General features: G+C 72.1%; 20 protein-coding genes. 12 read left to right on the top strand and 8 right to left on the bottom strand.

Annotated features, from left to right (window positions below; all coding sequences use genetic code 11):
• Positions 1–63: 63 nt before the first annotated feature.
• The 3 genes from ACFKCF_RS29970 to ACFKCF_RS29960 are packed head-to-tail and all read left to right on the top strand — an operon-like array spanning position 64 to position 2953.
• Positions 64–1146, top strand: a complete 1083-nt coding sequence (locus tag ACFKCF_RS29970; protein WP_394498609.1) for a FecCD family ABC transporter permease — start codon at positions 64–66, stop codon at positions 1144–1146.
• Positions 1143–2150, top strand: a complete 1008-nt coding sequence (locus ACFKCF_RS29965; RefSeq protein WP_394498608.1) for a FecCD family ABC transporter permease — start codon at positions 1143–1145, stop codon at positions 2148–2150. The genes ACFKCF_RS29970 and ACFKCF_RS29965 overlap by 4 nt, the downstream gene beginning before the upstream one ends.
• Positions 2150–2953 (top strand): ABC transporter ATP-binding protein, encoded by an 804-nt coding sequence (locus ACFKCF_RS29960; protein ID WP_394498607.1) that lies wholly within the window; start codon positions 2150–2152, stop codon positions 2951–2953. Before ACFKCF_RS29965 ends, ACFKCF_RS29960 begins: the two co-directional genes overlap by 1 nt.
• Positions 2954–2965: 12 nt before the next feature.
• Here ACFKCF_RS29960 and ACFKCF_RS29955 read toward each other — a convergent pair whose 3' ends face one another.
• On the bottom strand, positions 2966–3562 hold the full coding sequence (locus ACFKCF_RS29955) for a TetR/AcrR family transcriptional regulator (RefSeq protein ID WP_394498606.1): 597 nt from the start codon (positions 3560–3562) through the stop codon (positions 2966–2968).
• Positions 3563–3683: 121 nt separating this feature from the next.
• Between ACFKCF_RS29955 and ACFKCF_RS29950 the strand changes: the two genes are divergently transcribed.
• Positions 3684–4976, top strand: coding sequence for an FAD-dependent oxidoreductase (locus tag ACFKCF_RS29950; protein ID WP_394498605.1), 1293 nt, complete (start codon positions 3684–3686; stop codon positions 4974–4976).
• On the opposite strand, the gene ACFKCF_RS29945 is transcribed toward ACFKCF_RS29950, so the two are convergent.
• Positions 4927–6180, bottom strand: coding sequence for an ArgE/DapE family deacylase (locus tag ACFKCF_RS29945; RefSeq protein WP_394498604.1), 1254 nt, complete (start codon positions 6178–6180; stop codon positions 4927–4929). The genes ACFKCF_RS29950 and ACFKCF_RS29945 overlap by 50 nt on opposite strands.
• A gap of 50 nt (positions 6181–6230) precedes the next feature.
• Here ACFKCF_RS29945 and ACFKCF_RS29940 point away from each other — a divergent pair, with 50 nt between their 5' ends.
• Complete coding sequence (locus tag ACFKCF_RS29940; RefSeq protein ID WP_394498603.1) at positions 6231–7163, top strand: endonuclease/exonuclease/phosphatase family protein; 933 nt, start codon at positions 6231–6233, stop codon at positions 7161–7163.
• A 48-nt stretch (positions 7164–7211) separates the two neighbouring features.
• Complete coding sequence (locus ACFKCF_RS29935; protein ID WP_394498602.1) at positions 7212–7532, top strand: GroES family chaperonin; 321 nt, start codon at positions 7212–7214, stop codon at positions 7530–7532.
• Here ACFKCF_RS29935 and ACFKCF_RS29930 read toward each other — a convergent pair.
• Positions 7527–8471 (bottom strand): hypothetical protein, encoded by a 945-nt coding sequence (locus ACFKCF_RS29930; RefSeq protein ID WP_394498601.1) that lies wholly within the window; start codon positions 8469–8471, stop codon positions 7527–7529. The genes ACFKCF_RS29935 and ACFKCF_RS29930 overlap by 6 nt on opposite strands.
• Before the next feature lie 54 nt (positions 8472–8525).
• Positions 8526–8981 carry a TIGR02611 family protein gene (locus ACFKCF_RS29925; protein WP_394498600.1) on the bottom strand — a complete coding sequence of 152 codons (456 nt, stop codon included), beginning with the start codon at positions 8979–8981 and terminating at the stop codon, positions 8526–8528.
• 149 nt (positions 8982–9130) lie between these two features.
• Between ACFKCF_RS29925 and ACFKCF_RS29920 the strand changes: the two genes are divergently transcribed.
• The 4 genes from ACFKCF_RS29920 (at position 9131) to ACFKCF_RS29905 (ending at position 12318) form a co-directional block, all read left to right on the top strand.
• Positions 9131–10039, top strand: coding sequence for a phosphotriesterase (locus tag ACFKCF_RS29920; protein ID WP_394498599.1), 909 nt, complete (start codon positions 9131–9133; stop codon positions 10037–10039).
• Positions 10040–10073: 34 nt separating this feature from the next.
• The gene (locus ACFKCF_RS29915; protein WP_394498598.1) at positions 10074–10463 is read left to right on the top strand and encodes a PPOX class F420-dependent oxidoreductase; all 390 of its coding nucleotides are present in this window, start codon (positions 10074–10076) and stop codon (positions 10461–10463) included.
• Between the two features lie 44 nt (positions 10464–10507).
• The gene (locus ACFKCF_RS29910) at positions 10508–11461 is read left to right on the top strand and encodes a histidine kinase (protein ID WP_394498754.1); all 954 of its coding nucleotides are present in this window, start codon (positions 10508–10510) and stop codon (positions 11459–11461) included.
• 212 nt (positions 11462–11673) lie between these two features.
• A complete protein-coding gene (locus ACFKCF_RS29905) occupies positions 11674–12318 on the top strand; it encodes a response regulator (RefSeq protein WP_394498753.1) in 645 nt (214 codons plus the stop codon).
• 36 nt (positions 12319–12354) lie between these two features.
• On the opposite strand, the gene secY is transcribed toward ACFKCF_RS29905, so the two are convergent.
• Together secY and ACFKCF_RS29895 are read right to left on the bottom strand one after the other, a co-directional pair.
• Positions 12355–13647 carry a preprotein translocase subunit SecY gene (gene secY, locus ACFKCF_RS29900; RefSeq protein ID WP_394498597.1) on the bottom strand — a complete coding sequence of 431 codons (1293 nt, stop codon included), beginning with the start codon at positions 13645–13647 and terminating at the stop codon, positions 12355–12357.
• Positions 13648–13876: 229 nt separating this feature from the next.
• Entirely contained in the window at positions 13877–14485 is a 609-nt protein-coding gene (locus ACFKCF_RS29895) for a D-glutamate cyclase family protein (RefSeq protein WP_394498596.1), read from the bottom strand.
• 260 nt (positions 14486–14745) lie between these two features.
• On the opposite strand from ACFKCF_RS29895, the gene ACFKCF_RS29890 reads away from it, so the two are divergent.
• Positions 14746–16377 carry a sodium:solute symporter family protein gene (locus ACFKCF_RS29890; RefSeq protein ID WP_394498595.1) on the top strand — a complete coding sequence of 544 codons (1632 nt, stop codon included), beginning with the start codon at positions 14746–14748 and terminating at the stop codon, positions 16375–16377.
• On the top strand, positions 16374–16535 hold the full coding sequence (locus ACFKCF_RS29885) for a hypothetical protein (RefSeq protein WP_185072697.1): 162 nt from the start codon (positions 16374–16376) through the stop codon (positions 16533–16535). The genes ACFKCF_RS29890 and ACFKCF_RS29885 overlap by 4 nt, the downstream gene beginning before the upstream one ends.
• A 394-nt stretch (positions 16536–16929) precedes the next feature.
• On the opposite strand, the gene ACFKCF_RS29880 is transcribed toward ACFKCF_RS29885, so the two are convergent.
• Positions 16930–17166, bottom strand: a complete 237-nt coding sequence (locus ACFKCF_RS29880; protein WP_394498594.1) for a hypothetical protein — start codon at positions 17164–17166, stop codon at positions 16930–16932.
• Positions 17163–17390: a DUF6158 family protein gene (locus ACFKCF_RS29875; RefSeq protein WP_394498593.1), complete on the bottom strand. Its 228-nt coding sequence runs from the start codon at positions 17388–17390 to the stop codon at positions 17163–17165. Before ACFKCF_RS29875 ends, ACFKCF_RS29880 begins: the two co-directional genes overlap by 4 nt.
• Position 17391: the final 1 nt, after the last annotated feature.

Here is a 17391-nt window from a genome sequence, read left to right as displayed (position 1 = left end):
TGCCTGATTACTGGGCGTTTAGATTAGCCTTGCCTAAGTTTGACCGCTACGAGAGGGGGTCGGGTGCGCCCGGCTGAAGACACGGCCAGGACCGTGGAGGACGATCCGCCCGCCACCGGCCACCCCGCTCCCACCGCAGGTCCGAAGGGACGGCCCTTCGTGCTCGCCGCCGGGCTCGTCGTCACGGTGGGCGTGCTGGCGCTCGTGGCGATGGCGAGCGTGGCGCTGGGGGCGCGGTCCGTGTCGTTCTCGACGGTGATCGACGCCTTCCTCGCCCCGAACGGCTCCAACGACCACACGGTCATCCGCGAGCTGCGCATCCCGCGTACGCTGCTGGGCCTCGGCGTCGGCGCGACCCTCGGCCTGGCGGGGGCGCTCATGCAGAGCCTGACCCGCAACCCGCTGGCCGACCCCGGCCTGCTGGGCATCAACGAGGGGGCCGCGCTCGGCGTGACGCTGGCGCTCGGCCTGTTCGGGCTGTCCGATCCGGCGGTCTACGTCTGGTTCGCGTTCGGCGGGGCCGCGCTGGCCTCCGCCGTCGTCTACGCCCTGGCCTCCGCGGGCCGCTCGGGCTCCAGCCCGGTACGCCTCGCGCTCGCCGGCGTGGCCTTCGGCATGGTGTGCACGGCCGTGGCCTCGGCCATCCTGCGCATGGACGCGCAGACGTTCGACCGGATGCGGTTCTGGCTGACCGGTTCGCTGGCCGGGCAGACGGCCGACACGCTGGTGCGGCTGGCGCCGTTCATGGTGGCCGGGCTGGTGCTCGGGCTGCTGCTGGCCAGGCCGCTCAACATGCTCGCCCTCGGCGACGACGCGGGCCGGGCGCTCGGCGTAGCCGTGAACCGTACCAGGGTCCTCACCGGGGTGGCCGTCACGCTGCTGTGCGGCGCGGCCACCGCCGCCGCGGGGCCGCTGTGGTTCGTGGGGCTCATCGTGCCGCACGCCGTGCGCGCGGTGGTGGGGCCCGACCAGCGGTGGGTGCTCCCCTACTCGGCGCTGGCCGCGCCGGTGCTGCTGCTGGCGGCCGACGTGGTGGGCCGGGTCATCGCCCGGCCCGGAGAGGTGCAGGTGGGGATCGTGTGGGCGGTGATCGGCGCGCCGATCTTCATCATGCTGGCCAGGCGGAGGCGGGTGGCAGCGCTGTGACCGTCCGCGTCGGCCCCTGGTCCGTACGGCTCGCGCCCCGCGCCCTGCTCGTCGGCGCGGTCCTCGTGGTGGTCGCCTGCGCGGTGACCGTGGCGGCCATCTCGACGGGTGAGTTCACGGTGCCCGTGCCCGACATCGTCTCGGCGCTCTTCGGCCAGGGCACGCCGGTCGCCGAGCTGATCGTCAACAAGCTGCGCGCCCCGCGCGTGGTGACCGGGCTGCTGGTCGGCGCGGCGTTCGGGGTGAGTGGCGCGATCTTCCAGAGCCTCACCAGGAACCCCCTGGGCAGCCCCGACTTCATCGGCTTCACCGCCGGCGCCTCGACGGGCGGCATCGTCGCCGTCGTGGCGGGCGGCTCGGCGATGGCGATCGCCGGTGGCGCGCTGGCCGGGTGCGTGATCACGGCCGTGCTCGTGTACGCGCTGGCCTTCCGCGGGGGCGTGCAGGGCTACCGCCTGGTCCTGGTCGGCATCGGGGCGAACGCGCTGCTGCTGGCGGTCAACTCGTACCTGCTGACCAGGGCGAACATCAACGACGCGGCCACCGCGGGCGCCTGGCTCACCGGCAGCCTGAGCGGGCGCGGCTGGGACCACGCGATCCCCGTGGCGCTGGCGCTGGCCGTGCTGCTGCCGGTGTGCGCGTTCGTGGCGCGGCCGATGCGGATGATCGAGATGGGCGACGACGTGGCCAGGGCCATGGGGATCCGGGTGGAGGTCGTGCGCGCCGTGGCGATCACGGCCGGCGTGCTGCTGGCCGGGGTGGCCACGGCCGCCGCGGGGCCTGTCGTCTTCGTCGCGCTCGCCGCGCCGCAGCTCGCCCGGCGGCTCACGCGTTCGGCCGGGGTGACGATGGGGGCCTCCGCGCTCATGGGCGCCGTCCTGCTGACCGGCGCCGACCTGGCCGCCCAGCGCGTCCTCGCCCCCACCCAGCTGCCCGTCGGCGTGCTGACCGCCGCCATCGGCGGCACGTATCTCGCCCTGCTCCTGCGAAAGGACCGCCACTGATGGCCACCGCCCGTTTGTCAGGTACTGGTCTCACCCTCGCCTACGACCAGCGCGTCGTGGCGACCGACCTGAGCGTGGCGATCCCCGACGAGTCCTTCACCGTCATCATCGGCCCGAACGCCTGCGGCAAGTCCACTCTCCTGCGTGCCCTGGCCCGCATGCTCAAGCCGAGGTCCGGCGCCGTCCACCTGGACGGGAGCGTGATCACGTCGCTGCCGTCGAAGGAGGTGGCGCGGCGGCTGGGCCTGCTCCCGCAGAGCTCGGTCGTGCCCGACGGGATCACCGTGGCCGACCTGGTGGCCCGCGGCCGCTACCCGCACCAGCGGCTGATGCGGCAGTGGTCGCGCGCCGACGAGGCCGCGGTGTCCGAGGCCATGCGCGCCACCGACGTGGCGGAACTGGCCGACCGGATCGTGGACGAGCTGTCGGGCGGGCAGCGGCAGCGGGTGTGGCTGGCCATGGCGCTGGCTCAGGAGACGCCGATCCTGCTGCTGGACGAGCCGACCACGTTCCTGGACATCTCCCACCAGATCGAGGTGCTGGACCTGTGCGCCGACCTGCACGAGGCCGGGCGCACCATGGTGGCCGTCCTGCACGACCTGAACCAGGCCTGCCGGTACGCGACCCACCTGATCGTCATGCGGGCCGGCGAGGTCGTCGCGCAGGGGGATCCGACGGAGATCGTCACGCCTGAGCTGGTGCACCGGGTGTTCGACCTGCGCTGCGAGATCATCCCGGACCCGCAGTCCGGCACCCCGCTCATCGTCCCCGAATCCCGCCGCCGCATCTCCACCTCCGCCTGACCACCGCCGGGGTCAGGCGGAGGTGAGGGTGGTGGCGAGGGTGATGATGGCCGCGGTCGCCCGGTCCGGGCCGTAGGCGTCCTGAAGGGCCGCCGCCGCCTCCGCGCCCATCGCGGCCAGCAGCGTGTGGGACAGCGGGTCGGCGTCGCCGCCCGGCCGGGCCTCGGCCAGGAGGATCGCGACGTGCCGGTGCCAGAAGCGGTAGGCCCCGATCCGGTAGCGCGCCCCCGGGCTGGCGGTCTCCGACATGCGGACCAGGTCCAGGTGGGCGAAGAGGTAGTCGAGGTAGGCGGCCACGAAGGCGGTCAGGCGCTCGGGGGCGGGGGCGCCGGGCCCGAGGGGCGGCGGGCCGGACAGGATGCGCTGCTGCAGGTCGCGCTCGCGCGCGTCCAGGAGCGCCGCGGCGAGCCCCGACTTGTCGCCGAACCGCCGGAAGAGCGTGCCCTTGCCCACCCCGGCCTCCGCGGCGACGGCGTCCATCGAGACGGCCTCCACGCCCTTCTCCGCGAACAGCCGGGCGGCGGCGGCCAGCACCTTCTCCCGGTTGCGCGCCGCGTCCGCCCGCTCTTTCACCGGCCGGCCGACCAGAAGTTCCAAGGACTCCGACATGATTCGGACTCTAGTCCATTTTCAGTGCCCGCCGGCACAGCCGGAACGTGCCATTGGACATGGAACGGACGGCCCTCCCGGGTGACCCTCAGCCGGACAGACACAAACTGGGGGGAATCTCATGGACCACGCCGTCGTCATCGGCGCGAGCATGGCGGGGCTGCTGACCGCGGCCGCCCTGCACCGCCGCTTCGCCACCGTCACCGTACTCGACCGGGACACGCTGCCCGCCGTGGACGTCCACCGGCGGGGCACCGCGCAGAGCCGGCACGCCCACGGCCTGCTCGCCAGGGGCCGCGAAACCATCGACGAGCTGCTGCCCGGCATCACGGCCGAGCTCGTCGCGCAGGGCGCGATGGAGGGCGACCTGCAGCGCAACGCTCGCCACCACCACGCCGGGCGGACGCTGGCCCGCGGCGACAGCGGCATGATCGGGCTGCTCGTCAGCCGGCCGCTGCTCGAAGGCCAGGTACGCCGCCGGGTGAGCGCGCTGCCCGGCGTGCACGTGTCGCCGGGCAAGGTCGTCACCGGCCTGCTCTCCCGGGACGGGCGCGTCACGGGGGTGCGCCTGGCCGACGGGGAGCCGATCCCGGCCGACCTGGTCGTGGACGCGGGCGGCCGCGCCTCGCGCACGCCGCTCTGGCTGGGCGAGCTGGGCTACCGGCCGCCCGAGGAGGAGCGGGTGGGCATCGACCTGCGGTACGGCACGCGCGAGTTCCGCCGCGCCCCGGGCGACTTCGGCGGCGACCTCGTCGTGGTGATCGCCCCCACGGTCGAGTCGCCGCGCGGCGGGGTCGCGCTCGCGCTGGAGGACGACCGCTGGATCGTCACGATGGCCGGCTACGGGGAGGGCCCGGGGCTGGGCCTGACCGAGTTCGCCGAGTTCGCCGCCGGTCTGTGGGCGCCCGACCTGCACCGCCTGGTCAGCACGGCCGAGCCGATCGGCGAGCCGCGCACGTACCGGATCCCGGCCGGGATCAGGCGCCGCTACGAGCGCCTGGCCCGCTTCCCCGAGGGCCTGCTGGTCGTCGGGGACGCGGTCTGCGCGTTCAACCCGATCTACGGCCAGGGCATGACGGTCGCCGCGCTGGAGGCCAGGATGCTGCTCGACCCGGACCTGCGGCCGCTGCCGTTCTTCCGGCGGATCGCGAAGATCGTGGACGGCCCGTGGGAGATCACGGTCGGCGGCGACCTGGTGATGCCCGGCGTCGAGGGCGACCTGACGCCGAAGGTCCGCATGGTGAACGCGTACCTGGAGCGCTTCCACGCGGCCGCCGCGCACGACCCCGAGCTGGCGCTGCGCTTCCTGCGGGTGTCCAACCTCTACGACCCGCCGCCGTCGCTGATGAGCCCGGGGACCCTGCTCAGAGTGCTCCGCAGCGGCGCACAACGAGCAGTGCCAGTGCCCGCGTGACCTCGCGCAGCTCCCTCAGCTCGACCTGCTCCCTGGGGGCGTGCGCGAATCGCACGTCCCCGGGCCCGTAGTGCAGCGTCGGGATGCCGCCGGCCGCGTACAGCCGCAGGTCGCTCCCGTACGGCGCCGCGGACTCGGCCGGCCGCGCGCCCGTGACGTCGGCGACCGCCTGCCCGACCTCCTCCAGCAGCACGTGGCCGGCCGGCAGCCGGCCGCTGGCGAACTGGCCGCCGGGCCAGGTCACCACCGGCGGGTTGGCACGCAGCCAGGGGTGCGCGACGGCCGCCACCGCCTCCTCGAACGCGGCCCTCGCCGCCGCCGGGTCCTCGTCCAGCCGCACCCCGAGCCGCCCCTCGGCGACCAGCAGGTCCGGCACCGTGCTGGCCCAGTCACCGGCGCGCACGGTCCCGATCTCGATCGGGTACGGCATCACGTTGCCCCGGAAGAGGCCGGGGACGTCGCGGTTGCGCTCGGCCTCCAGCCGCCTGACGGCCTCGAAGACCGGCCAGAACATCTCTATCGCGTTGACGCCCTCGTATCGCGTGGCCCCGTGCGCCGCCCGTCCGGCGATCTCCAGCCGGAACGTCAGCGCGCCCGCGTTGGCCGTGATGACCGCGCCGCTGGTGGGCTCGGTGATGACCGCGGCCTCCGCCGTGTGCCCCCTGTCGAGGGTGGCGAACGCGCCGAGCCCGCCGTCCTCCTCGCTGATCACGCAGTGCACGGCCAGCGGCCTGGCGAGCCTGATCCCGGCCTTCCTGACAGCCCGCGCCACGGCCAGGTTGGCGACCAGGCCCGCCTTCATGTCGCAGGCGCCCCTGCCGTGCAGCACGTCGCCGGTGATCCGGGCGGCGAACGGCTCGCTGCCCTCCCATTTGGCCAGGTCACCGGTGGGGACGACGTCCACGTGGCCCTGGAGCGCGAGCGCGGGCGGCCCTTCCCCGTCGGTGACGGCCACGACGCCGTACCCCTCGGTCCTGGGCGCCTCGGTGCCGGGGAAGCCGGGACGGCCGGTCAGGTCGGCGAGGTCGAGCTTCCAGACGTCCACGTCCATGCCGGCCTCGGTGAGCAGGCGGGCGAAGCGGTGCTGCAGCTCGGACTCGGCGTCCGTGCCGGTGACGCTGGGGACCCGGACGGTCTCGGCCAGCAGGCTCACGGTCTCGGACTCGTCGATGGCGTTCAAAACCTCGGCTTCCACGTCGCGCATGGCGCACAGCCTCTCATGAACTCGAATCGGGCTTTGTGGTGATACAGGGCGTGCGGACATGGGTGAGCTGGATCGTGGTGGCGCCGTTGGCGGCGTGGGCGGTGGTGCGGCTGAGCGGGTTCGAACCGGACTGGCCGTGGGTGCCGATGGTGGCGTACACGCCGTACGCGGCACTCGCGACGGTGGTGGTCCTGGTGCTGGCCTGCCTGCTGAGGCGGTGGGCGGCCGGAACGGTCGCGCTCGTCTCGGCGCTGGCGCTGATGCCGGTCATGCTCCCCCGCGCGCTGGCCGACGGCAACCCCAAGGCCGGCGGGCCGACGCTGCGGGTGCTCTCGGCCAACCTGCTGGTGGGGCGGGCCGACACGGAAGCACTGATGATGCTGGTCGGCAACTTCCGGCCGGACGTGCTGACGTTGCAGGAGTTCACGCCGGAGGCCATGCGGCGGCTGGACGAGGCGGGAGTGCGCAAGGTGCTGCCGTACGCCGTCACCCGCCCGCTGCCGGGGGCCGGCGGGTCGGCCGTGTACGCCCGGCACCCGCTGAAGGCCGGTGAGACGATCAAGTACGGCGGTTTCGGGCAGGCCCGGGCCTGGCTCGCGCATCCTGGCGGGGCACGGGTGGAGATCGTGTCCGTGCACCCGTGCGCGCCCAAACGGATCCGGCGGCAGCCGTGCTGGCAGGCGGGCCTGGCGGCGCTGCCGCGCGCGGGCAAGGAGCTGAGGGTGCTGGCCGGCGACTTCAACGCCACGCTCGACCACCTGGCGGTCCGCGAGCTGTTGGCGAGCGGCTACCGGGACGCGGCAGACGTCATGGGGCGGGGGTTCGTGCCGACCTGGCCGCAGGAGGGCTCGGACGCGAACGTGCCCGGTGTGCCGATCGACCACGTGCTGGCGGATTCGCGGATGGCGGTGCGGGACTTCCAGGTGCTGGCGCTGGGGCGTACCGACCACCGGCCCGTGTTCGCCGAGCTCAGGCTGCCGTGATCGTGACTTCCGGAGTCTCGCGGGTGTCGTGGCTCGTAAACTTGGGCTGTGGTTGAGCCCAAGTTCGAAATTCAGATGCTGCACGACCGGGTCATGATCAAGCTGGAGCCGGAGGCCGAGGAGCGGCGCAGCGGCTCCGGGATCGTCATCCCCGCGACGGTCAAGATGGCCAACCGGCTGGCCTGGGGCGAGGTGTGCGGCGTCGGCACGAACGTGCGCTCGGTCAAGGTCGGCGACAAGGTGCTCTTCAACCCGGAAGAGCAGTCCGAGGTCGAGGTGCACGCGCAGGTCTATCTGGTGATGCGCGAGCGCGACCTGCACGCGGTGGCCACCCAGGAGACCGACCACGGCACCGGCCTCTATCTATGACCCGCGGGTGAAGGAGAGCCAGAGTTTCGCGGCCCACGTCGTACGGGGCAGCTCCGCCAGCACGCGCGTCGCCTTGCCGGTCAGATCCAGCACCACCAGCCGGTAGGCCGTGCCACGCGCCACGACGGCGATGACGTGGCTGTCGTCCCACCAGCCGAACAGCGCCTCCGGCCGGGCGTTCACCCGCTGGACGATCTTGCCGGTGGCCGGGTCGACCAGGCAGAGCTGTTCCTTGAAGCGTGCCGGGCACCAGGTGGTCAGGCGGGTGCCCGACGGCGAGAACGAGTCCTCGGGGCCGGTCGGCAGGCCGACGCCGGCGTAGGTGCGCAGGACCGCGCCGTCCACGGCCCGGTAGACGCGCAGGCCGGTGCCGTACATGGAGACGAGGTTGCCGTCGGGGCTCCACCAGAAGCCCGCTTTCGCGCTCAGGCCGGTGACCCTGATCGTGCGCGCGGTCCTGGCGGCCACGTCCACGACGGTGTAGCCGATCACCCGCCACGTGCCGCCGGTCTTCTGCTCGACCGTGAGCGCGACCCGTTTCCCGTCGCGGGACCAGGAGGCGTACGAAGCCGTCAGGGGCTTCTTGACCGTGCGGATCCGGCCGGCGGCGCCCGTGGTGCGGTCCGTGACGACCAGGGAGTCGTAGCCGGACCGGTACGCTCTGGGCACGCCTGCCGTCAGCCGGCCGCCGGGCGCGACGGACACTTCGGACAGCGACTGCTGCCAGGTGAAGGTGCTGCCGGTCGTGGACCTGAGGTAGGTGCGTTTGGTGCCGAGCCCGTAGGCGGTCAGACGGACCGGATCACCTGTCGTTTCGCGATATTTCACACTCCCGGTTCCGGGGAGCACGAGGTCCGCCCGGGCGGCGGGACCCGCAAGCCCCGCGGACGCGTGGCCGGAAAGCGTTAGGGACAGCGCGATGGCGATTTTGGCGATCACGCCCGCAGAATAGGCAGGAAAGCATGAAATATCGGCCCGGTATGCCGGACCGATCTATATGTAACCCCGGACGAACGCGATCGCGTCGAAGCCGAGCGTGCGCAGGCCGAAGTAGACGATCACCGCGGCGACGGCCACCGTCACGACGAGCACGACGACGCGCACCAGCCAGCCCTGCCGCTTGTACCACTCCATCCAGGCGTGCAGCGTGCGCTTGCCGAACTCCAGCACCCTGCGGGCCCAGTGGAACTCCACGGCCAGCACCGCCAACCCCGCGAACACGACCGCCCACCCCGGTCCGGGGAAGGGCACCATGATCAGCCCGGCCACCACCATGACGGTCCCGATCACGCCGAACACGATCTTCAGCGTGAGCGCGCCCGTGCGCGTGGACCTGATCCCGTCCAGCCACCCGTGGAGTCCCGTACGGCGCTCGGGCATGCTGGAATGCTCGGCGGCCTCGCCCTTGAGCATGTCGGCGTCGCCGGTGTCGGAGTTCTGAACTTGCACAATTCCCCCCGGCAGTCGGTGTGCCCCCCAGGATACGGGCCCTCACTAGGTGCCGACTTGCAGGCGACTAGCAAAGCCCGAAACCCTCCGGACGGCAAAATTTCCCGCCAGAAGAGACTACTTCCGGCAAACATCGGTTAATGTCTGCTATGCCCGAGGTCTTGCTTCGTACCGTCACCGGCCCTGTACGCGCCGCGGCCATCACCGGCCCCGTACTCCCCCACGAGCATCTGCGTACCGACATGCGCTGGGCCGTCGGCATCGACTCGGACCCGTACCGGTGGCTCGACGAGGAGCAGGCCGTCACCGCCGAGCTCCGCGAGCTGCGCCAGGCCGACGGCCTCGGCCTGGTGGTCGACCTGACCTGCGTGGGCATGGGCCGCGACGCCGCCGCCCTGGCCCGCATGGCGGCCGGCAGCCGGGTGCCGGTGATCGCCTCGACCGGGCTGTTCGCCGAGCCGTTCACGGACGTCGGCGACGCGGACGTGGACACGCTCACCGCCCGGCTCATGGACGAGATCCTCAGCGGCGTGGACGACATGGGCGTGTTCCCCGGCGTGATCGGCGAGGTCGGCACCTGGGGCGCCGAGCCGACGCCGCGCGAGGAGCGCTGCCTGGTGGCCGCCGCCCGCGCCTCGCTGAAGTCGCGCCTGCCCGTCGCCACGCACGGCGCGAACGCCCCCGCGCTCCTGGAGATCCTGCTCGGCCAGGGCCTGCCCTGCTCCCGGGTGGCCGTCGGCTACGCGGGCACCGACCTGGGCGCGGCCAGGAAGATCGCCGAGGCGGGCGCGTACGTGAGCCTGGGCGTGCTCGGCCTGGGCGCCGACCAGGCGGCCAGGATCGCGCTCGGCCTCATCGAGGACGGGCACGCGGACCGCCTGCTGATCAGCACAGGGCTGAGCCGGGTGGCGCAGCTGCGCAAGTACGACGGGCCGGGTTACGCGCACCTCTTCCACGCCCTGCTGCCGCGCCTGCGCGAGGCGGGCGTCGGCGAGGACACGATCGGCCTCATCACCACAGCGAACCCCGTGCGCTGGCTCACAGGCGGAATGGGTTGACCCCAACCAATGTCAAGGTTGCAGACTCGCCTGCATGACCTTCACATCAGCGGAGCTTGACTACCTGTCCTCGCAGCACCTCGGCCGGCTGGCCTCGGTGTCGCCCGGCGGGCAGGTGCAGAACAACCCGGTCGGCTTCTTCGTCGACGCCGGGACCGGCACGATCATCATCGGCGGGCACGCCATGGGCGCCTCCAAGAAGTTCAGGAACGTCCAGAAGGGCAGCACCGTCGCGCTCGTCGTCGACGACCTGGCCTCGGTCGATCCGTGGGTGGTGCGCGGCATCGAGATCAGGGGCACGGCGGAGGCGCTGACCGACGTCGACCCGCCCGTGCCGTACTTCTCGAGAGAGATCATCAGGATCACCCCGAAGAAGATCACCTCGTGGGGGCTGGAGGGCCCGCGCCAGACCCGGAACGTGTGAAAGCTCGCTAGGATCGGGGCAACACGAGCCTTGGCCGGGTGGGGATGGTGACGGAGCAGACGCACAGGGCCGGCCGCCTGCGCCGGCCGCTCGCCGCTCTGTCACGCCTGACCCGGCTCGGTGACGTCCCCGTCGTGATCATGCTGGCGTGGGCGGGCTGGCTGGCCGTCCCGTGGTCGTTCAGCGGCCTCGCCCAGGCCCGCGCCGCTGCCGCTGCCGCCGCCGCGGACACCGAGCCGCCGCCGCTCTCCGCCGAGTCCGTACGCACCGAGCCGCCGCCGCTCTCCGCCGAGCCCGCACGCGCTGAAGCGCCGCCGCTCTTCGCGGAGTCCGCACGCGCCGAGCCCGCGGCGTGGGGCATCCCGGCCGCGCCGCCCCACCGGCTCACGACGGTGCGTTCCCTCGGAGACTCCAGGCCGGACCTGCTGGCGGCGGAGCGGGCCAGGATCGCCGGAGAGGTGCACGACGCGGCCGGGCACGGGCTGGCGGCCATCGCCATGCAGGCCGGGATCGCGCTCGTCACCCTGGACGACGACCCCGAGCAGGCACGCGCCTCGCTGCGGGCGATCAGGGAGACCAGCACGACGGCGCTCGCCCAGCTGCGGGCGGCGCTCGACGGCATCGATCCGCCGGGCGCCGGCCTCGCCGGGCTCATCGACGGCGTCCGGGCGGCCGGAGTGCCGGTGGACGTCGAGCCCGCGGACTTCGCCGTGCCCGCCCATCTCCAGGCCGCCGTCTACGGGGTGGTGCGCGAGTCGCTGACCAACGTCCTGCGGCACGCCGGGCCCACCAGGGCGCTCGTGCGGGCGGGCGGGGGTCCGGGCGAGTTCGTGCTGGAGGTGGCCGATCGGGGCGTGGGCCGTACGGGCGCGAGCGAGGGGCGCGGGCTGGCCGGGATGCGCGCCAGGGTCACGGAGGCGGGCGGCCACTTCGCCGCCGGGCCACGCGAGGGCGGCGGCTTCCAGGTGACCGCCCGGTTCCCCCGGACCTCCGCGTGACCACCCCGGACCGCGCGACCCCCTTGGACGGCGCGGCCACTCCCGACGCCGCGGCGGCCCCGCACGGCGCGGCGGCCCCGCACGGCGCGTCCCCCTTGAGCGGCGCGGCCACTCCCGGCGAGGCCACCTCCTTCGGTGGCGCAACCATCCCGGGCGACGCGGTCTCCGTGGGCGGCGCAACCGTCCCGGACAGCGCGGCCTCCCCTGAGGGTGTGATCAGGGTGGCCGTCGCCGACGATCAGGCCGTCGTGCGGATGGGGCTGCGGGCCCTGCTGGAGCGCGCGACCGGGATGGAGTGCGTGGGCGAGGCCGCCGACGGCGCCGCCGCGCTCGCGCTGATCCGCCGTACCCGCCCCGACGTCCTGCTGCTCGACATCCGCATGCCCGGCATGGACGGGCTGGCCGTGCTGCGGGCCATCGCCGACGATCCCGAGCTGCGCGCCACCAGGATCGTCGTGGTGACGACCTTCGCCGTCGACGAGTACGTCTTCGCCGCCCTCCAGGCCGGGGCCAGCGGCTTCCTGCTCAAGGACAGCGCCCCGGAGGAGCTGGTCAACGCCGTACGCGTGGTGGCCGCCGGGGAGGCGCTGCTGTCACCGGCGATCACCAAGAAGGTCATCGGGATGTTCGGGCGGCACGGCACCGAGCCGGTCGAAGGGCTGGAGACGCTCACGCCGCGCGAGCGGGAGCTGGTGGCGTGGGTGGCCACCGGCCGGTCGAACGAGGAGATCGCCAAGGAGCTGGTGATCAGCCCCGACACCGTCCGCACCCATGTCAGCCGCGCCATGCTCAAGCTGCGCGCCAGGGACCGGGCCCAGCTCGTGGTCTTCGCCATGCGAGCCGGGCTCAGCGTGTGACGGCACCCGGGCGTACCGAACCCGCCATGAGCAGGGCTATCGCAGGAATCCTTCGTAGTTGCGCTGCTGGAGCTGGGACTCGATCTGCTTGACGGTGTCCAGCCCGACCCCGACCATGATCAGCATGCTCGTCCCGCCGAACGGGAAGTTCTGCTGCGTACCCGGATCCCGGAGGATCGCGAACGCCACCAGCGGCAGCAGCGCCAGCACCCCCAGGTAGAGCGCGCCGGGCGCGGTCAGCCGGGAGAGCACGTACGCCAGGTATCGCGCCGTGGGCCCGCCCGGCCGGATCCCGGGAACGAATCCCCCGTAGCGCCGCATGTTGTCCGCCACCTCCACGGGGTTGAAGGTGATCGACACGTAGAAGTACGCGAAGGCGACGATGAGCAGCACGTACACGCTCATGTAGAGGGGATGCGCCCCCGAGGTCAGGTTGAGCTCCACCCACGTCCGCGCCGAGTCCCCCAGCAGGGGCGCCGCCAGCGTCGGCAGGTACAGCAGCGAGGAGGTGAAGATCACCGGCACGATCCCCGCCTGGTTCACCTTCAGCGGGATGTACGTGTTGCCGCCCCCGTACATCCGCCGCCCCACCATCCGCTTCGCGTACTGCACCGGAACCCGCCGCTGCGCCTGCTCCACGAACACCACGGCCGCCACCAGGCACAGCCCGGCCGCCGTCATCACCACGAAGCTCATCGGGCTCAGCACGAAGATCTTCGCCATGTATCCCGGGAAGACGGCCACGACCTGCGTGAACATCAGAATGGACATACCGTTCCCGATGCCCCGGTCCGTGATCAGCTCGCCGAGCCACATGACCACGCAGGCCCCGGCCACCATGGTCAGCACGAGCACGGCCACGGGCAGCAGCCCGTCGTCGCGCAGCAGCGGCTTCGCGCACCCGGGCAGCAGCTGCCGGGAGCGGGCGAGCGCGACGATCGTCCCGGCGTTCAGCACGGCGAGGCCGACCGTCAGGTACCGCGTGTACTGGGTGATCTTCGCCTGGCCCCGCTGCCCCTCCTTCCTGAGGGCCTCCAGCCGGGGCACCAGCACGGCGAAGAGCTGCATGATGATGCTGGCCGTGATGTAGGGCATGACGCCCAGCGCGAACACCGACAGCTGCAGCATCGCGCCCCCGCTGAGCATCTGCACCATGTCGAACAGGCCGCCGCCTCCGGCCGACCCCACGCACTCCCGTACGGCCACCACGTCCACCCCCGGGGAGGGCATGAGCTGCCCGAGACGGAACAACGCGATGAGTCCCAGCGTGAACAGCAGCTTCTTGCGCAGCTCCGGCACCCGGAACGCCCTGGTCAAGACGGTCAGCATGGTCAAGGAGTCTGACCTGGGCGGCGCCCGCGGTCGTCCGCCGAGACGAGGCACCCGCGTACGCAAATCCGCGTAGACACGCGGGTGTCAGGACGGCACGCGGTCGGGCCAGCGCGGTCAGGCCAGCGCGACCAGGACGGCACGGTCAGGGCAGCGCGACCAGGACCGCACGGTCAGGGCAGCGCGACCAGGACCGCACGGTCAGGGCAGCACGGTCAGGGCAGCGCGGTCAGGACGGCATGCGGTAGTCGTCGTCGCGGGCGTCCAGGATCGCCATGTGCCCCGGCAGGTGCCCGATCGCGTACTCGACGCCGCTGGCCATGACCGCCGCCTGCGGCGTCACCCCGCACGCCCAGAACAGCGGCACCTCCCCCTCCCGCACCTCGACCGCCTCGCCGAAGTCCGGCCGGGCCAGGTCGCGGATGCCGATCGCCGCGGGGTCCCCGACGTGCACCGGCGCCCCGTGGACCAGCGGATACTGCCCGCTCACCTCGATCGCGGTCTTCACCAGCTCATCCGGCACCGGCCGCATCGACACGACCAGCGGCCCCGACAGGCTCCCGGCCGCCGCGCAGGCGACGTCCGTGACGTACATCGGCACGTTCGTCCCCAGCTCCAGGTGCCGCACCGGCACCCCGGCCGCGAGCAGCGCCCGCTCGAAGGTGAAGCTGCACCCGATGAGGAACGGCACCAGGTCGTCCCGCCACCCCTCCACCACGTCGCCGAGGTCCGCGACCGGCTCGCCGTCGCGGTAGAGCCGGTATCCGGGCAGATCGGTACGGAGGTCGCCAGGGAACAGCGGCGTGGACCAGGCGCCCGGCTCCCCCACGTCCAGCACGGGGCACGCCTGCGGGTTGAGGTGGGCGAACAGCAGCAGCTCGTAGCGCAGCCGCCGCGGGCACGGCGATCAGGTTGGCCTGCGTCCACCCCCGGCACCACCCCGCCGTGGGCACGCGCTCGCCGGCGCGGAAGCGCTCGCGCGCCTGTGCCGGGCTGAGGTCGGCGACGTTCACTCCCTGACAGTATCCGCGTTCAGCGCCCCGCCACAGGCGGCGCGGCCCGCGTGATATTGGGCGTTTCCGGGGTAGCGGGCTTGCCGTGCGTCTCGACGTGAACCTCCTCGACTACGTGCTCATCGCGATCTACTTCGCCACCGTGCTCGCGATCGGTTTAGCCGCCCGCAAGCGGATCAGCTCCAGCCTCGACTTCTTCCTCGCCGGGCGCGGCCTGCCCGCGTGGATCACGGGGCTCGCGTTCGTCTCGGCCAACCTGGGCGCGATCGAGATTCTCGGCATGGCGGCCAACGGCGTGCAGTACGGCGCCATGACCGTGCACTACTACTGGATCGGCGCCGTGCCCGCCATGGTGTTCCTCGGCATCGTGATGATGCCCTTCTACTACCGCTCGAAGGTCCGCAGCGTCCCCGAGTTCCTGCGCAAGCGCTTCAACGGAGCCACGCAGCTGCTGAACGCGATCACGTTCGCGGTCGCGCAGATCCTCATCGCGGGCGTGAACCTCTACGCGCTCGCCCTGGTCATGGAGGCGCTGCTGGGCTGGCCGCTGCCGGTCTCGGTGGTGGTCTCGGCGGTGATCGTGCTGGCGTACATCACGCTCGGCGGGCTCTCCTCGGCGATCTACAACGAGGTGCTGCAGTTCTTCGTGATCCTCGCCGGGCTGATCCCGCTGACCGTGCTGGGGCTGATCAAGGTGGGCGGCTTCTCGGGCCTGGCGGACAAGGTACGGCAGAGCACGCTCGGCGAGGGCGGCCTGCACACGTGGGCGGGCACGGCGGGCGACAACCCGATGCACGCGCACTGGATCGGGATCGTGTTCGGCCTCGGGTTCGTGCTGTCCTTCGGATACTGGACCACGAACTTCGCCGAGGTGCAGCGGGCGCTGTCGGCCAGGAACACGAACGCGGCCCGGCTCACGCCGATCATCGCCGCGTACCCGAAGCTGTTCATCCCGCTGGTGACGGTGCTGCCGGGGATGATCGCGCTGGTGCTGTTCAGCGGGTGGGGCGAGGGGCAGGCGTACAACAACGCGATCCCGCTGCTCATGCGGGACCTGCTGCCGAACGGCGTGCTCGGGGTCGCGGTGACCGGACTGCTGGCCTCTTTCATGGCGGGGATGGCGGCCAACATCAGCGGGTTCAACACGGTGTTCACCAACGACATCTGGCAGTCGCACCTGCGGCCGGACCGCGACGACGGCTACTACCTGCGGGTGGGCCGGATCGCGACCGTCGCGGGCGTGGCGCTGGGCGTCGGGACGGCGTTCATCGCGGCCGGTTACTCCAACATCATGAACTACCTGCAGGCCCTCTTCTCGTTCTTCAACGCGCCGCTCTTCGCGACGTTCATCGTCGGCCTCTTCTGGCGGCGGATGACGCCCTGGGCCGGCTTCTGGGGGCTGCTCGCCGGCACGCTGGCGGCCTTCGCGTCGTACATCGCGTTCAAGGCCGGGATCGTGAACTTCGGCACCGAGTTGAACGCCAGCTTCTGGGGCGCGGGCCTGGCGTTCGTCGTGGACGTGATCGTGTCCGTGGCGGTCACGCTGGTCACCACGCCCAAGCCCGCCGCGGCGCTGCGCGGGCTCGTGTACGGGCTCAGCGCCGCCGACCTGGAGGACGACGCACTGGCGGGCGACACGCGCTGGTACCGCTCGCCGGTGCTGCTCGGCACTGGCGCCCTCGTCCTGGCCGTTGTGATGTACGGGGTGATCCTGTGAGTGACATTCGGATGGTGATCGGCGGGTTGTTCCTGGTGTACGGCGTGATCCTCGTCGTCGCAGGGGCACTCGGGAGCGCGATCAACCTGTGGACGGGCCTCGCCATGGCCGTCTTCGGCGGGGCGTTCGTAGCATGGGCCCGAGTCAGACGACTCTGACCCCCTCCTCCATACCACCGGCCCCCGGCCCAGAAGCCCCTGACCGGCTTGTCCATGACACTGGACCCCGACCAAAAGCCCCTGACCGGCTCCTCCGCGACACCGACCCACGCCAAACGACCCGGAGCGCCCCTCCGTGACGCCGAACCACGCCAAACGACCCGGAGGCCAGGCCTTGACCGCGTGGGAGGCATTCCCGACATCGCCCAAATCTCGGCCGGGCAGCGGGCACTCACCCACGCGGCCACCGCCGACGCGCGCCAACCGACCGTGCACTTCACCAAGCCGCTCGTGCACGGGGCTAAGGGGACGGGTTGGGGACGCGGCTGGCGACAGACACCTCAGTACTCCCGCCTCAGTACTCGCGCATCAGTAGGCGCCGGTAGTCGCGCCTTCAGTAGTCGACCTCGAACGTATGGGCCCCGAGGGCGTACCCGTCCTGCCTGGGCACCACGTACCCATGCTCGATCAGGTGCTTGAGACTCTCACGCACCTGCTCCTCGGTCAGCCCGGACGCCCGCACCAACGCGGCCGGTGCCGCCATGCCGTGCTCCACCGCCAGGGACGCCACCGCCTCGTAGACGTAGACGTCGACGTCCGACAGTGCCTGAACATCGTGGGCCTCGATCATGACCTCTGTCTCGCCCCCTCCCTCAGCCGATTCGGATCGATCTCGCGCTCCGGGTTGCGGCGAAGGTATTCGGACTCCAGTTCGTTCATCCGGGACGTGTGCACCGCCAGAGCGTCGTCGGACCCGTGGAAGAAGGTGTCGCTCCGGGTCGCGTGCAGTTGCCGCAGCTCGCGGAGCAGATCCTCGTCGCTGAGCTGCGCCGGATCTATTCCCATCGTCGTCATG

Source organism: Nonomuraea sp. JJY05 (genome assembly GCF_043496855.1).
In the GTDB taxonomy this organism is placed as follows: domain Bacteria; phylum Actinomycetota; class Actinomycetes; order Streptosporangiales; family Streptosporangiaceae; genus Nonomuraea.
This window is presented reverse-complemented; position numbering and strand designations above follow the sequence as displayed.